The organism is Nonomuraea sp. NBC_00507, assembly GCF_036013525.1.
In the GTDB taxonomy this organism is placed as follows: domain Bacteria; phylum Actinomycetota; class Actinomycetes; order Streptosporangiales; family Streptosporangiaceae; genus Nonomuraea.
In genome coordinates, this window is the sequence record NZ_CP107853.1 from 6,292,325 (window position 1) to 6,306,292 (window position 13,968).

General features: G+C 69.7%; 14 protein-coding genes. 6 read left to right on the top strand and 8 right to left on the bottom strand.

Going from position 1 to position 13,968, the window contains the following annotated elements:
* The first annotated feature begins 44 nt into the window (after positions 1-44).
* Complete coding sequence (locus OHA25_RS30395) at positions 45-1,073, top strand: hypothetical protein (RefSeq protein ID WP_327590859.1); 1,029 nt, start codon at positions 45-47, stop codon at positions 1,071-1,073.
* Between the two features lie 14 nt (positions 1,074-1,087).
* On the opposite strand, the gene OHA25_RS30400 is transcribed toward OHA25_RS30395, so the two are convergent.
* Positions 1,088-1,786 carry a PaaX family transcriptional regulator C-terminal domain-containing protein gene (locus OHA25_RS30400; RefSeq protein WP_327590860.1) on the bottom strand — a complete coding sequence of 233 codons (699 nt, stop codon included), beginning with the start codon at positions 1,784-1,786 and terminating at the stop codon, positions 1,088-1,090.
* Between the two features lie 52 nt (positions 1,787-1,838).
* Between OHA25_RS30400 and OHA25_RS30405 the strand changes: the two genes are divergently transcribed.
* Complete coding sequence (locus tag OHA25_RS30405; protein WP_327590861.1) at positions 1,839-3,527, top strand: acyl-CoA dehydrogenase family protein; 1,689 nt, start codon at positions 1,839-1,841, stop codon at positions 3,525-3,527.
* On the opposite strand, the gene OHA25_RS30410 is transcribed toward OHA25_RS30405, so the two are convergent.
* Together OHA25_RS30410 and OHA25_RS30415 are read right to left on the bottom strand one after the other, a co-directional pair.
* Complete coding sequence (locus OHA25_RS30410; RefSeq protein WP_327590862.1) at positions 3,524-4,303, bottom strand: alpha/beta hydrolase family protein; 780 nt, start codon at positions 4,301-4,303, stop codon at positions 3,524-3,526. The two genes, OHA25_RS30405 and OHA25_RS30410, sit on opposite strands and share 4 nt — an antisense overlap.
* Positions 4,304-4,327: 24 nt before the next feature.
* On the bottom strand, positions 4,328-4,612 hold the full coding sequence (locus tag OHA25_RS30415) for a hypothetical protein (protein ID WP_327590863.1): 285 nt from the start codon (positions 4,610-4,612) through the stop codon (positions 4,328-4,330).
* A gap of 74 nt (positions 4,613-4,686) precedes the next feature.
* Here OHA25_RS30415 and OHA25_RS30420 point away from each other — a divergent pair, with 74 nt between their 5' ends.
* Positions 4,687-6,528, top strand: coding sequence for a bifunctional metallophosphatase/5'-nucleotidase (locus OHA25_RS30420; RefSeq protein WP_327590864.1), 1,842 nt, complete (start codon positions 4,687-4,689; stop codon positions 6,526-6,528).
* 135 nt (positions 6,529-6,663) lie between these two features.
* Here OHA25_RS30420 and OHA25_RS30425 read toward each other — a convergent pair whose 3' ends face one another.
* Positions 6,664-7,479, bottom strand: a complete 816-nt coding sequence (locus OHA25_RS30425; protein WP_327590865.1) for an SAM-dependent methyltransferase — start codon at positions 7,477-7,479, stop codon at positions 6,664-6,666.
* 400 nt (positions 7,480-7,879) lie between these two features.
* Here OHA25_RS30425 and OHA25_RS30430 point away from each other — a divergent pair, with 400 nt between their 5' ends.
* Positions 7,880-8,515, top strand: a complete 636-nt coding sequence (locus tag OHA25_RS30430) for a hypothetical protein (RefSeq protein WP_327590866.1) — start codon at positions 7,880-7,882, stop codon at positions 8,513-8,515.
* 118 nt (positions 8,516-8,633) lie between these two features.
* Here the strand turns inward: OHA25_RS30430 and OHA25_RS30435 are convergent, their stop codons facing one another.
* The 4 genes from OHA25_RS30435 to OHA25_RS30450 are packed head-to-tail and all read right to left on the bottom strand — an operon-like array spanning position 8,634 to position 12,658.
* Positions 8,634-9,335 (bottom strand): polyprenol monophosphomannose synthase, encoded by a 702-nt coding sequence (locus OHA25_RS30435; RefSeq protein WP_327590867.1) that lies wholly within the window; start codon positions 9,333-9,335, stop codon positions 8,634-8,636.
* Positions 9,336-9,346: 11 nt separating this feature from the next.
* Positions 9,347-10,825: an ArnT family glycosyltransferase gene (locus OHA25_RS30440; protein WP_327590868.1), complete on the bottom strand. Its 1,479-nt coding sequence runs from the start codon at positions 10,823-10,825 to the stop codon at positions 9,347-9,349.
* 58 nt (positions 10,826-10,883) lie between these two features.
* Positions 10,884-11,561: a response regulator transcription factor gene (locus tag OHA25_RS30445; RefSeq protein WP_327590869.1), complete on the bottom strand. Its 678-nt coding sequence runs from the start codon at positions 11,559-11,561 to the stop codon at positions 10,884-10,886.
* A complete protein-coding gene (locus OHA25_RS30450; RefSeq protein ID WP_327590870.1) occupies positions 11,558-12,658 on the bottom strand; it encodes a sensor histidine kinase in 1,101 nt (366 codons plus the stop codon). Before OHA25_RS30450 ends, OHA25_RS30445 begins: the two co-directional genes overlap by 4 nt.
* Positions 12,659-12,870: 212 nt before the next feature.
* On the opposite strand from OHA25_RS30450, the gene OHA25_RS30455 reads away from it, so the two are divergent.
* Positions 12,871-13,620, top strand: a complete 750-nt coding sequence (locus OHA25_RS30455) for a crotonase/enoyl-CoA hydratase family protein (protein WP_327590871.1) — start codon at positions 12,871-12,873, stop codon at positions 13,618-13,620.
* A gap of 180 nt (positions 13,621-13,800) precedes the next feature.
* Complete coding sequence (locus OHA25_RS61525) at positions 13,801-13,929, top strand: helix-turn-helix transcriptional regulator (RefSeq protein ID WP_442942212.1); 129 nt, start codon at positions 13,801-13,803, stop codon at positions 13,927-13,929.
* Positions 13,930-13,968 lie beyond the last annotated feature (39 nt).

Consider the following 13,968-nt stretch of genomic DNA (forward strand, 5'->3'; position numbering starts at 1 on the left):
CGTTCCGTCACACTAGGTAAAGAAACGGGAAAGGTGAGGGAGATATGGCGGAAACAGGGATGGCTCCCACCGAGAAGGCGCCGTACGTGCTGAACCGGGCGACGGGGGACCTGACCGAGGGGGCCGCCAAGCTCACGCAGGAGATCGGCGGCACCGGTGTCGAGGCCCTGCTGGCACAGGCCAACAGGACCGCGGCCCGCAGAGGAGCCGCCGGCGCGCTCGGTGCCATGCAGCCCAGGCCGGCCGAGTGGTACGCCTTCGACGCCAAGGACCAGGACACCGCCGACTGGTATCCCCAGGGCCTGACCTGCGGTGAGGAGTCCGGCTCCATCGGGGTGCCGGTGTTCGTGGCGAGCTGGTATTTCAAACCGGAGGCCGGCGAGCGGGGGGTCAGGGTGTCGTTCCTGAGCCCGCGCACGCTGAAGTATCAGCACGCGTTGCTGGTGACGGCCAAGCCGGACGGGACGTACGGGCCGATCGACATCCACGCGGGCGGCATCGCCATCGACGGCACCCTGCTCTACGTGGCCGACACGGTCAGGGGGCTGCGCGTCTTCGATCTGAACAATCTGCTCGACCTACGGACCGCGCAGAACGACCTGGGCGACGCCAAGCTGATCGGGCGGCACGGCGGCAAGTTCCACGCCTTCGGCTACCGGTACATCATTCCCCAGACGGACTTCTGGCGGGTCGGGCAGCGGGGGCCGCACTTCTCGTTCGTGTCGATCGACCGCAGCGGCGGGACGCCGCGGTTGATCACGGGGGAGTACCGGGAGGACGATCCGGGTGGCTGGGTGGCGCACTGGGACCTCGCCTTCTCCGGCGGCGAGCCCAGCGAGGCCTTCGTCATGGGGCACCCCAAGATCCAGGGGGCGATCTCGCACGGCGGGAAGTGGTACCTCAGCCAGGCGGCCAGCGCCACCACCAACGGCAAGCTGCTCGTCTACGCCGACCAGAAGCTGCAGACCAGGCCGTTCCCCATCGGGCCCGAGGACCTGACCGTGCAGGACGGCAAGGTGTGGAGCGTCACCGAGTTCAGGAACAAGCGGGTGATCTTCGGGGTCGGTCTCTGAGGTGCCGCCTCGGATCAGTCTTTGAGATGGCGGAGCAGGACCTCGCGGTAGCGGGTGTCGAAGTCGTCGTAACGGGCCCGAAGCTCCGTGCCAGGCCAGCCGGCCGGCAGCAGCTCCTCCGGGAGCAGCGGGTCGGCCAGCAGGTGGCGCAGCACCGCGGCCGACACCAGGAAACCCTCGGCCAGCCCGTCGGCGCGCTCCAGCTCCCGCTCCAGCCGGCGGGCCTCGGCCGCCCAGCCGTCGAGGTCCCACAGCAGGGGAGTGGGGTCGGGATGCGGGCGGCCGTCGATGCGCGTGCACTGCGCGGTGACGCTCTCCGGCCACGCGCGCACCAGGTTGGCGGGCCGCAGCCAGGTGCCCTCGCGTAGCTCGGCCAGGCGCAACGTGGTCATCGTGTGCCGGAACGCGGCCCGGTCGGCGGGCGCGCGCCGCTCCGCGGTGACGACGGCCACCTCCCAGGTGCCGTCCCACGGCCTGGTGTGCGGGTCGCGGCTCTCGTCCTGCCTGGCCTGGCGCTCGACGAGCCGCTCCGACAGCGTGTAGAAGCGGTCCTCCTGGATCAGGTCTCCCGCCGCCACCATGCGGGACAGCGCGACGCGTACGGTGCCCTCGGCGATGCCGAACAACGCCCCGATGCGCACCAGATGGCGGGCCGGCAGGCGCGGGGGATGGTGGCCCAGCAGCGCGCTCAGGACGGCCGACCGCGCACTCAAGGTTTTATTACGCTCTTCCATCGCATGTCGAGTATATGTAACACTCGCAGACATGGGGCGCTATCTCGTAGAACCTTTCGACCGCAGCGACCGCTACGCCACCGAGCGCTACCAAGGCGCGGCCGGGCGCAACTGGTGGGCCTGCGATCCCACGCTGCAGCTGCTCCTGCGGCGGCACCTGGGCGAGGGCTTCACCTGGGCCGAGCCGCACCTCCACCGGCTGGGCGCGCTCATGGGCGGGCTCGTGGCCGAGTGCGCCGAGGAGACCGACCGCCATCCGCCACGGCTGGAGAAGTACGACAAGTGGGGCAGAGACGTCAGCCAGGTCGTCATGCCGCCGTCGTTCCAGACCGCCCGGCAGGCGCTCATGGCGGACAACTTCACCGCGCCGTCGTTCGCCGAAGAGGCCCGGGCACACGGGGCGGATCCGGCGGCGCTCGCCGCGGCGTGGACGTACCTGCTCGACCAGGCCGACATCGGGATGGGCTGCGCGCTCGGCACGGGCGGCGACATGGTGGTGCAGCTGGCCGAGAAGCACGCGCCGCCGGACGTACGCGATCGGGTGCGGGAGATCTTCGCGAACGGCTTCTACTCCGGCGAGGCCGCTCAGATGTTCACCGAGCGGACGGGCGGTTCGGACCTGGCGGCTCTGGAGGCCGCGGCCGTGCCGTCGGGCGACGCCTGGCAGCTGACCGGCTTCAAATGGTTCGCCTCCAACGCCAACGGATCCGCGTTCGTGGTGCTCGCCCGGCTCCCCGATGGAGCCGTGGCGCCGTTCCTGGTGTTGTGGGAACGGCGGGACGGCACCCGCAACGGGGTGCGGATCAGGCGGCTCAAGGACAAACTCGGCACCCGCTCGGTCGCCTCGGCCGAGGTCGAGTTCGCCGACGCGGAGGCGTTCCTGCTGGCCGGGCAGGGCTCCGGGTCAGGGCTCGGGACCATGATGAAGCTCACCAACGCCTCCAGGCTCGGCGTGGCCATGATGGGTCTCGGCGTGGCCAGGCGCGCGCTGGTGGAGTCGATCTGCTACGCCCGCGCCCGCGAGGCGTTCGGCCGCCCGCTCATCGACCAGCCCCTCATGCGCCGCAAGCTCGCCGAGCTGATCGTCGAGGTCGAGGCCGCGCAGGCGCTCGTCTTCGACGGCCACGTCGGCCCCCGGCTGCGCCTGGCGCCCGCCCTGATCAAGCTGCGCGCGGCCCGGCTCGGCGTGACGGCCGCCAGCGACGCGATCGAGGTGCATGGCGGCAACGGCTACATCGAGCAGTGGCCGGTCGCCAGACTCCTGCGCGACGCCCAGGTCAACCCCATCTGGGAGGGCGGCGACAACATCCTGTGCCTGGACGTACGGCGGGCCATGGTGCGCGAGAACGCCCACGAGCCGTTCCTTGAGCGGCTGGAAGCGGCCGCCGACCAGGCCCCGCCCGGCTCCGGAGACCTGGTGCGGCAACGCATCGAGGACCTCCGCAAGGCGATCACCGCCTGGTCCTCGCTGGAGCTGTCGGCGGCCGAGGCCCGGCTGTATCCGCTGGCCCAGCTCATGGCGGACGTCTACGCCGCCGCCCTGCTGCTGGAACAGGCGGGCTGGGAGCAGCGCTCGGGCCACGGTGACCGCAAGGCCCTGGTCGCCCGCCTCTACGCCGACGCCCACCTCGCCGACCACGGCCCGCTGCGCGGGATCGACCGCCCGGCAGACGACCTGGAGCACTTCGACGATCTCGTCGCGGGGGCGGTGACGCTCTAGCCCCTCGCCACCATGGCCTCGAACCCCTGGACGATCGTGGACCACGTCGCGGTTCGCGGATCGATGACCTCGAAGTGGCCGACGTCCTCCAGTTCGAGCAGCTGACAGGGGTCCCCGGCCTGGTGCGCGGCCTCCGCGTACCGGCGGCTGAGCTCCGGCGGGACGCGATCGTCATCGGTGCCGTGAACGACGAGCGCCGCAGATCCGCTCGGCAGCCGGCGCATCGGGTCGGCCAGGTCATAGAGCTCAGGCCGCTGCTCAGGCGTGCCACCGACGAAGTCGAGCGCGGCCCCGTCTCCGATGCCCAGCCGCGCCGCCTCGGCCAGATCGCAGACGCCGCCGAGCGGCACGACCGCGGCGACCGGTCGCGTCCCGGCCGCCCACAACGCGAGCTGGCCGCCCGCCGAGTGCCCGAGCAGCACCACCGGCACGTCGCCGACCGGCCCGAGCTCGTCAAGGTGCCGGAGGGCGGCCGCGATGTCGTCGAGCGTCGCCGGCACGCCTCCGCCGGTGCCGACCCGCCGGTACTCCACGTTCCAGCTCGCCCACCCGCGCAAGGCGAGGTCGGCGCAGAGCGCCCGAGTTATCTCCCGCCCGAAGCGGGACCGCCAGAAGCCACCGTGGATCACCACCACAAGCCCGCGCGGCGCGGCATCGGGAGGCAGCCGCAGATCGGCTTCGTGGTCGGGAAGAGGCCCGTACCGGTGGGTCTCCACCGTGACGTCATACTCATCGGACCAGCTCGCGAGTTCGGCGAAGAATCGGTCGAGATCCATTGGAGTCCCCCTCGGGTCCTCAGCTTAGGGGCATGAAAGTGAAGGAGAGCTCCGCGAGGCCCACGGAGACGGCGTGCGCGGGCAGTACGCCGCGTCGGCCTCGGCTTCGGCCGCCTGCCAGCCGGGCGCCCAGTACCAGGCGTCGTCGGAGGGAAGGATGGCGGCCACTCGGCGGCCGTGATCGGTCAGGTAGGCGCTCGCGCCACGCTCGGATGCGGCACTGATGACCTCGGGCAGGTGGCCGTCGGCTTCGTTCAGCGGGACCTCGCCGTCAGCAGCGGAACGGGACGAAAGTCTGATCGTTGTCAATAACTGATCATGTCCACCTTCACGGCGACGCCCTAGGATGCGCGAGCAACACCAGTCCATTCCCTGGAGCACCCATGATCTTTTCACCACGCCCCCGACGCGTGTTAGCGGTGACGGCGGTCGCCGCCGTGGCTGTGACCGGCCCGTTCGCAGCCGCCGCAGCGGCCTCTACGGAGGACGCCTCTCGCGGCAATGCGGCGTACACGCTGACGATTCTGCATAACAACGATGGCGAGTCTAAGCTGCTCAACGCGCCAGGACAGCCGGACTTCGGCGGCGTGGCCCGTTTCGCGACCCTGGTCGACAAGCTCCGCGCCCAGGCGACCTCTGGCCGGTCGGCCAGAGGCGAGGCGCACGCACGGGGAGCGATCCTGCTGTCCTCCGGCGACAACTTCCTCGCCGGTCCGGAATTCACCGCAAGCCTGCGCAAGGGCGTGCCGTACTACGACTCGCTCGCGCTCAAGGCCATCGGCTACGACGCGATGGCGATCGGCAACCACGAGTTCGACTTCGGCCCGGACGTCTTGGCGGACTTCATCAAGGGCTTCGGTAAGAAGCCGCCGCCGTTCGTGTCGGCGAACCTGGACATGAGCGCTGAGCCGAAGCTCAACGCTCTGGTGAAGAACGGCACGATCGTCGCCAGCACGACGCTGCGCGAGGCCGGCCAGCGCATCGGCATCGTGGGGGCCACCACACCTGCCCTGCCCTCGATCTCCAGCCCCCGCAACGTCAAGGTGCTGCAGAACATCGCCGGACTGATCCAGGCGGAGGTGGACAATCTCACCCGGCGCGGCACTGACAAGGTCATTCTGATCAGCCACCTGCAGGGCCTGTCCGAGGACCGCGCCCTGGCTCCGTTGCTGAAGAACGTGGACGTGATGATCGCCGGTGGCGGCGACGAACTGCTCGCAGCCGACACCACCCCGCTGGTCCCCGGCGATGCGATCAGCACAGACCCGCAGACCGGCGAGAAACTGCGCTACCCGCTGTACGCCAAGGACAAGGCGGGCGCCAACGTCCCGATCGTGACGACCGCCGGAGACTACAAGTACGTTGGCCGCCTAGTAGTAAACTTCGACCGTCACGGCAAGGTGCTCGGCGTCGGCTCCGGTAGCGGCCCTGTGCGCGTATCCGGGGTGGCTCCCGACGCGGTCACGCCCGACCGTCACATCCAGCGCACGGTCGTCGAACCGGTCGGCGCTTTCGTGAACGCCATGGCGGCCAACGTCATCGGCCAATCCGCGGTCGCGCTGGAAGGCCGCCGGGACCCGGGCGTCCGGACCAAGGAGACCAATCTAGGTAACTTGCTGGCGGACGCGCTGCTGGCGACTGGGAAGAAGAATGCGGCCGGCTTCGGTGTCAAGCCGCCGGACGTCGCCCTCCAAAACGGCGGCGGAATCCGCAACAACAGCCTGATCCCGCCTGGTCCGATCAGCGAACTGACCACCTTCCAGATTGCCGCGTTCGGCAACTTCGTCTCGGTCGTACCGGACGTGCCTCGGAACCAGTTCAAGGAGATCCTGGAGAACGCGGTGTCCAAGATGCCCGCCGCGGACGGGCGGTTCGCGCAAGTGGCGGGCTTCACGTTCGTCTACGACCCAACCGGCACCGCCCAGGTCGTCGACAACGCCGGGACCGTGCTGACGCCTGGCACCCGCGTCCGCTCAGTCACCCTCAGCGACGGTACCGTGATCGTGCGAGACGGTGCGGTCGTCCCCGGCGCAGGCATCTCGGTGGCCACCAACGACTTCAGCGCCCGCGGCGGTGACCAGTATCCGTTCCGCGGCTTGCCGTTCACCACCGTCGGCGTCACCTACCAGCAGGCACTGGCCGACTTCATCACCACCGATCTCGGCAGACAGATCACGGCGAACGCCTACCCAGCGGCCGGCTCCGGCCGTATCACCACCTCATAGCCCATCCGGAGCAATCGGGCAGGGGACGGGGTCAACCCGTTCCCTGCTCACGCCACCGGACATGCGGCCCTGCGCCGGCCCGTCCCTATGGCCTCCATCGGTCGGCTCGCGCTGCGCTCGGATGACCAGGTGTGTTCATGGCTTGCATGCGACGCCCGCCAGGGAGACGGTCACGGAGACTGGCTTGTCCCGTCGGTCGGGTTCGGGGCGCCACTCCGCGGTCGGTACGAGACCGGGGTCGATCAAGTCCAGCCCGTCGAAGAAGCTCGCAAACTGTTCGGGGCTGCGCAGCTGGTAGGTGTTGTTCGCGTTCTGGTTGTAGATGCGCAGTGCCTCTACCAGCGGGGGATGGACGTTCGTGCCGTCGGTGAACGCGAGGTAACTCCCCGATGGGAGGGGGTCGAGGATGGCGTCGATGAGGCCTTTCGGATCTTCCTCATCGGTGACCTGACCGGCGATGCCGAGCATCATCACCGCCACCGGCCGGGTGAAGTCCAGGATCTCCTCCGCGCCCTGCAAGATCACGTCGGGCTGGCGGAAGTCCGCGTCCAGATAGGTGGTTGCACCCTGCTCCGTGCTGGTGAGCAGGGCGCGGGCGTGGACCAGCACGATCGGGTCGTTGTCGACGTAGACGACACGGGAATCCGGGGCGATCCGTTGCGCGACCTCATGGGTGTTGTTGGCTGTTGGCAACCCAGTACCGATGTCCAGGAACTGCCGGATGCCCGCCTCACCCGCAAGATAACTGACCGCGCGGATGAGAAACTGCCGCTGCAAGCGGGCCACCTCAGCGTAATCAGGGAACAAGGCCATCATCTTCGTGGCGGCTTCGCGATCGGCCGCGAAGTTGTCCTTGCCGCCGAGCAGGAAATCCCAGAGCCGCGCCGAATGCGGGATGGTGGTGTTGATGCGCGCCCATGCCGCTCGAGCGTCGGTGTGGTCGTCACTCATGAAGATCCTTCAGTCGGGGGACTCGACCGTCCCGCCTCGCTCCTGGGTCGCCAAATCCTGCCTCAGGCGCGCCTACCTACGCCAAGGCGTCGGCTCCGGCTGGGTGTACTGCATCGATCTTAACGGGTACACCGCCATCCCGAGTGCTTACTGGTGGCCCGGGAGGATCTCCGTAGGCGCGCAAACCAGCTGTTCTGGGGAGCTGACCGCCGAGGAGGAGTAGTTGCTCCGAGGCGCCACCGTCGTGAAGTAACAGCAACCAGCAACGTGCCGGGTACGAGAGGACCCGCGCCGACCACACCGGGCGCCACGTACCCGCAGTTCATGCTGACCGCCTCGAAGAAGGCCTCGGGCATCCCGCTATAGCTGATCTATACCGCGCCTCTCTACGCTCATGGCGATGAGGCAGCGAACCGGAACCGTCTTCATCGTCATCGCCGCGGCCCTGACCATGATCGGCGCGTTGATCCACATCTTTCCCCCGCACCTGACGGTGGTCACGGTGTTTCTCGGGCTGGCTGGGGCGCTCTGCTACACCGTCGGGGTTGCCCTGATCAGCGGCTTGCCGCGACAGGTTCTGGTCCGACCCGTGGCATCGATTGTCATAGTGGTCCTTGCCTGCGGGATGTGGGGCGCCCTCATGGGCCTCACGCCCGTGGCCGGCGGAACGGTCGCGCGGGCGGTGCTCGGGGAGAGACAAACCTGCACGGTGACTGAGGTCGACAGGGAGACCACCCGCGCACGGCGAGGCGTGACGAGGACCACCTACGTGCATACGGTCCGCTGCCCGGACGCACGCATCCATGAGATCCGGACGGGGGAGGAAGGATGGCATGACGAACGCTCCCCAGCCGAGGTCATCGCGGACTCGAAGGGGCTGATGTCAGCGACGTTCGTTGCGGGCTCCTACCAGTGGGCCGGGGTCGGGGTCTTCGCGGTGCTGGTTCTGGGCGTGTCCGTGCTTCCGCTCTTCGCCCGTCGCGTCGCGTCGCCGCCACCGTCGTCGTACGCGTGGAGCGCCAAGCTCACACCATGATCGGTCCGAACGCGGCTGAGGACGGGCCTTCCGGGGGCCCGTCCTCAGCGTTGACATCACCACCGGTCCCTACGCCCGGCACTGAACCGTTGGCGCCCTCCGGACGCCATCCCCGCCCTCAGAGACCAGTGCCCCATACGGTCACCCGCCAGAGCGCCTCGAAGAGGACACCGACGTTCATCTTGCTAGCGCCGGCCGTACGGTCGACGAAGGTGATCGGCACTTCCGCCACCGTGAATCCGTGACGTACGGCTCGCAGCGTGAGATCCACCTGGAAGCAGTAACCCCGCGACTCGACACCGCCGAGAAGGATCTTCTCGAGTGCGGCGGCCCGGTAGACGCGGTACCCGCCTGTGGCGTCGGCGACGGGAAGGCCGAGCGCCACCCGCACATAACGGTTCGCCAGCCGTGAGAGCAGTTCCCGTCGCCGCGGCCAGTTCGCCACGCGGCCGCCACGCACCCAGCGCGAGCCGATGACGAGGTCGGCGTGCTCGGCCGCGCCTAGTAAGGCGGGCAGCCGCTCAGGCGGATGCGAGCCGTCCGCGTCGATCTCCACCAGCAGGTCGAACCCTCGGGCCAGTCCCCAGCGGAAGCCCGCCAGGTACGCGGCGCCGAGCCCTTCCTTGCGTTCCCGGTGCAGGACGTGCACGCCGTCGAGTTCGGCGGCGAGCTTGTCGGCGATCAGGCCCGTCCCGTCGGGGCTGTTGTCATCGACGATGAGGATGTGGGCGGCGGGTGCGGCCGCGCGGATCCTGCCGACGATGCCGGGAAGGTTGTCGCGTTCGTTGTAGGTCGGCGTGATGATCAAGACGGTGCTCATGATTCTTCCCCTCAGCTCGCGTGCTGGTAGTCCGGCCAGGCGGTCGTCCACGGAGCCCGCGGACCTGAGCAGATCGTGATGGGCAGGCCCTGCTCCTCGTTCGCGACTCCGGTGCCGTGATCGATGACCCCGGCGGATTCACAGAGCGCGAACCGTTGCCGCAGTCGCTCGGGCGGCAATCCGAGGGCGACTACCGTCTGCGCCGTTTCCGGCGGCGGCCCTTGGTACCAGAGCTCGTTGTGGCCGCTGAAGACGGGAATGTCGGGTGCGAACCGGTCCAGTGCACCGGCCTCGCCATAGTTCGAGGTGAGGACGATCGTCCCCGGCGGCAGCGCCCGGTGCACCGCGGCCACCTGGGCGACGAAGCGCGGCCAGCCCACCGACTCCCTGGACACCTCGTTGGGCGAGTAACCGAGCGCCGGTAGCGGGAGCAGCGGCAGCGCCACGACGATCCCGATGATCGAGGAGCCGAGCAGTCCCCACCACACCATCCGGCGCCTGGAGACCCGGCTCTTCATCCACACGGTGGCGGGCACGCAGCCGGCCACGAAGGCGAAGATCAGGCTCCCCGCGACATAGTCCGCCCGTCCTCCTGACACGAGACCGAGCAGGATCGTCACCAGGGACGCGATCGCCAGCGGCCGGGTTTCCTGCCGCCGGCGCAGCCAGAGCCACCCGACGACGGCGATCACGAACGCTCCCATGCTGAGGAGCGCCACCAGCATGGGTACGAACATGATCCGATTCACGGGTTCGCTGAGCGTGGCGGCCATGGTGAGCTGAGGCCAGCCGTTGACGGCCTGGTAGAGAAGGTTCGGAGACGCGATGACGGCGGCGAGGAACGCCCCGGACCAGAACCATCTGTCGCGGAAGACGGCACGCGGCCCCTTCACCGCCAGGCCGACGGTGATGAGCAGGCCGGTGGCCAGCCCGGTGATCAGCAGGATGATGAGGTGTTTGTTGAACGTGGCGGCTCCCGCGATGGCGCCGGCCGCCACCCACCATCGCCCGTCGCCACGCAGCAGGGCACGCAGCACGAACAGGATGCAGGCCGTCCAGAACACGAAGTCGGCCGATTGGGTCAGCAGGGTGTGCCCGGCGAGCAGGGGGAACATCCCGGTGCCGAGGCCGGCGGCGGCGAGCGTCTGCGCGCTTGTGCGACCGCCGAGCTCGCGGGTGATCGCGGCGCCGATCAGGATCAGCAGTGCCGCGCACACCGCGGGGACGACCCGCAGCCCGACGAGGGTGTCCCCGAACAGCTCCGTGGACAGCCGCGCCAGGAGCGGGGTCAGGGGAGGCTGGTCGAAGTATCCCCAGGCGGGGGTCTGACCGAGCAGGCGGAAGTAGAGCTCGTCGCGGTGGTAGCCGTACCACGGGCTCAGCAGCAGCAGGATGACCACGACGACGCCCGCGATGGAACCGGTGGTCCGCCAGGCGAAGGCCGGGAGTGAGGGAGCGGTGGTCTGACGACGGGGGGCTTGAAGAAGCATGCCTCCACGGTTGCCGATGGGGCCCTGCCCGTCGTCTGGCCGGGAACAGAACCTGGAGTCAGACCCCAGGCATAGGCGGCGGCTCCCCCGGGCGGACCACGCCGTGGTCGAACGCGAAGACGACCGCGGCGGCCCGGTCGCGCACCCCCAGCTTCGTGAAGATCCGGCCGACGTGGGTCTTGATCGTGCCCTCGCCGACCACGAGATGACGGGCGATCTCGGCGTTCGTGAGCCCTCGGCCGATGAGCTTGAGCACGTCGAGCTCGCGAGAGGTGAGCTCGCCGAGCCGCCGGACCGCGTCGGGGTCGGTCACCGGATCCGTGCGATAACGTCGCAGGACCCGCCCGCAGACGGCGGGATCCAGCCAGCCGTCGCCTGCCGCCACCGCCCGGACGGCACGCTGGATGTCCTCGGCCGGAGCGTCCTTGAGGCAGAATCCCGACGCGCCGGCCCGCAGAGCCGCCGCGAGAACGCTGTCCTCACCGAACGTGGTCAGCACCAGGATGCGGGACGCCGGATCCGCGGCGAGGAGAGCACGAGTGGCCTCGACCCCGTCCATCCGCGGCATGCGGATGTCCATGACCACGGCGTCGGGCCGGACGCGCGCGACCTCCGCCAGCGCGGCCTGGCCGTCGGCCGCCTCGCCGACCACGTCGAATCCGTACGGCTGGCGCAGGATCGTGCGCAGCCCTGCCCTGGCGAGCTCCTGGTCGTCGACGAGCACCACCGAGATCATGCCGGCAGCTCCGCCCGCACGACCCACCGGTCGTCCTCAGGGCCGGCAGTGACGTGGCCGCCGACGACGCGCACCCTGTCGGCCATCGCGCGAAGTCCCATGCCGCCATTGTGCCGGGGCGGGCCGTCAGGCAAGGGATTGGTGACGGTGGCGCGCACGGCGCCTTCCTCCGATATGCGCAGCCGTACCTCGACGGAACACCGCGGAGCGTGGCGGCTCGCGTTGGCCAGCGCCTCTTGCACCAGCCGGTAGAGCACCATCCCGGTCGTCGGGCTCACGGCCGGCAGCTCACCGTCGACGCTCCACTCGAGTTCCAGACCCGCCGTCCGGTATTCCTCGAAGAGCTCGTGAAGCAGGGGAGCGGTGGGCTGGGGAGCGACCACGGCGGGATCGGAGCCTTCCTCGGCAAGGACGCTGACCACCTTGCGCAGCTCCGCCATGCTCTGCCGGGCGAGGCGCTCGGCCTCGGCGATCCCTGCCGCCGCTTCCTTCGGATCGTGCTCCAGCGCCAGCCGTGCACCCCCCAGATGCAGCACCGTCACGGCGAGCGTGTGCGCGACGATGTCGTGCAGATCGGCGGCGAGCCGCTGCCGCTCGGCCAGGGCGGCGGCAGCGGTGGCGGCGCTCTCCGCCCGGTGCAACCGCTCACCCACGCCGATGCGGTAACGCGCGGCCCAGCCGCTCCAGAAGACGAGGGTTACGGCGGCCAGCCAGTTGGGCCACCCGGGGTCGGGCGAGGTGAACGCCGCCGTGACCACCACGCAAAGCGAGGCGAGCCAGATGACGATGCCCGGCCAGAGCCGCAGGGTCAGCGCGACGAACGCGAGGTAGAGCACGAGAATGAACCAGCCGATGCTGTTGACCGCGAGCCCGGTGAGCGCTGCTATGGCCGCAGGAGCCAGGAGACCGGCCACCTCTGCGGGACGGCCCGGCCCCGCCCGCACGATGACGAGACAGACAGCGACCAGGGCGACCCCTCCGGCGAACGGCCAGACGCAGTCACAGCCACGCATGATCGTTTGCACCCACGACAACCCGACCAGCAGCATCAGCAGCCCGAGGCCGGCCGGTAACAGCCAGCGGGGAATCACCACCACCCGCCCATCGTAGGAACGGCCGGCTCCACGCACATCCACCCTGAGTGATACCCGCCATCCCCCCACGGTCAGAGACCGCACGTCAGTTCGCGGCGCGGCATCGACGCCCGCGGGCGATCGGTGCGGCTTGTCGCTGGCCCGAACCCCGGCCTCGGCGTACGCTCGGCACGTTTCCCCGAGGACCATCCGCACGTTCCCGGAGGAGGACCGACATGACCGTACGCGTGGAGCGCCAAGGTCCCGTCACCACCGTGGTGATCAGCAGGCCGGAGGCGCGCAACGCCGTCGATCGCAAGACCGCCGACGCGCTGGCGGAGGCGTTCAGGGACTTCGAGGACTCCGATGCCGACGTGGCGGTGCTGTGGGGTGAAGGGGGCACGTTCTGCGCTGGGGCCGACCTCAAGGCGCTCGACAACCATGTCGGCGAGGAGGGCGACGGGCCGATGGGGCCGACCAGGATGCGCCTGGGCAAGCCGGTCATCGCCGCGGTGGCCGGGCACGCGGTCGCGGGCGGGCTGGAGCTCGCGCTCTGGTGTGATCTGCGGGTGGCGGAGGAGGACGCGGTGTTCGGGGTGTTCTGCCGCCGGTGGGGCGTGCCGCTGATCGACGGTGGCACCGTGCGCCTGCCCAGGCTCATCGGGGCGTCCCGGGCCATGGACATGATCCTCACCGGGCGGCCGGTGGGCGGGCGGGAGGCGTACGAGATGGGGCTGGCCAACCGGCTCGTCCCCACCGGGACGGGCAGGCGGCACGCCGAGGAGCTGGCGCGCGAGATCGCCCGCTTCCCGCAGGCTTGCCTGCGCGGCGACCGGCTGTCGGTGCTGGAGCAGGACGGGCTCGGCGAGGAGGAGGCCATGCGGAACGAGCTGCGCCATGGCCTGGTTTCCCTGCCCGACGCCGCTGAGGGAGCGGCCCGCTTCGCCGCCGGCGCCGGACGCCACGGCGAGTTCGGCGCGATCTAGCGGTAGTCGCTCGACCGATGGGACCTGGTGAGAGGACCGGTCCATGGGTGTCCGGGTGGTCGCCGCCCGGTTCGGCAGGCCGGACTCGCCGCCGCTCCATGCTGGTGTCACCGTACGGTGACAAGGCGACTGATGTCGCCGAACGCTGACATCCTGGGTGCTATGTACGCGAGAACTCCGATGGAGCTTGGCGCGCTCATACGTGAGCGGCGCCGCGCGCTCGGCCGGACCCAGCAGGCAGTGGCTGACGAGGTCGGAGTGAGCCGTCAGTGGATCGTCCGGCTGGAGGCCGCCCATCGACCTGGATGAGGTCCTCGCAGCCGTACGGCGGGACCGCTGACCTGGAGG

What these genes read in the sequence shown, in the direction of transcription:
- OHA25_RS30395 (WP_327590859.1), top strand. Translation starts at nt 45, where the DNA reads ATGGCGGAAACAGGGATGGCTCCCACCGAGAAGGCGCCGTACGTGCTG.
- OHA25_RS30405 (WP_327590861.1), top strand. Translation starts at nt 1,839, where the DNA reads ATGGGGCGCTATCTCGTAGAACCTTTCGACCGCAGCGACCGCTACGCC.
- OHA25_RS30410 (WP_327590862.1), bottom strand. Translation starts at nt 4,303, where the DNA reads ATGGATCTCGACCGATTCTTCGCCGAACTCGCGAGCTGGTCCGATGAG.
- OHA25_RS30420 (WP_327590864.1), top strand. Translation starts at nt 4,687, where the DNA reads ATGATCTTTTCACCACGCCCCCGACGCGTGTTAGCGGTGACGGCGGTC.
- OHA25_RS30425 (WP_327590865.1), bottom strand. Translation starts at nt 7,479, where the DNA reads ATGAGTGACGACCACACCGACGCTCGAGCGGCATGGGCGCGCATCAAC.
- OHA25_RS30430 (WP_327590866.1), top strand. Translation starts at nt 7,880, where the DNA reads ATGAGGCAGCGAACCGGAACCGTCTTCATCGTCATCGCCGCGGCCCTG.
- OHA25_RS30435 (WP_327590867.1), bottom strand. Translation starts at nt 9,335, where the DNA reads ATGAGCACCGTCTTGATCATCACGCCGACCTACAACGAACGCGACAAC.
- OHA25_RS30440 (WP_327590868.1), bottom strand. Translation starts at nt 10,825, where the DNA reads ATGCTTCTTCAAGCCCCCCGTCGTCAGACCACCGCTCCCTCACTCCCG.
- OHA25_RS30445 (WP_327590869.1), bottom strand. Translation starts at nt 11,561, where the DNA reads ATGATCTCGGTGGTGCTCGTCGACGACCAGGAGCTCGCCAGGGCAGGG.
- OHA25_RS30455 (WP_327590871.1), top strand. Translation starts at nt 12,871, where the DNA reads ATGACCGTACGCGTGGAGCGCCAAGGTCCCGTCACCACCGTGGTGATC.
- OHA25_RS61525 (WP_442942212.1), top strand. Translation starts at nt 13,801, where the DNA reads ATGGAGCTTGGCGCGCTCATACGTGAGCGGCGCCGCGCGCTCGGCCGG.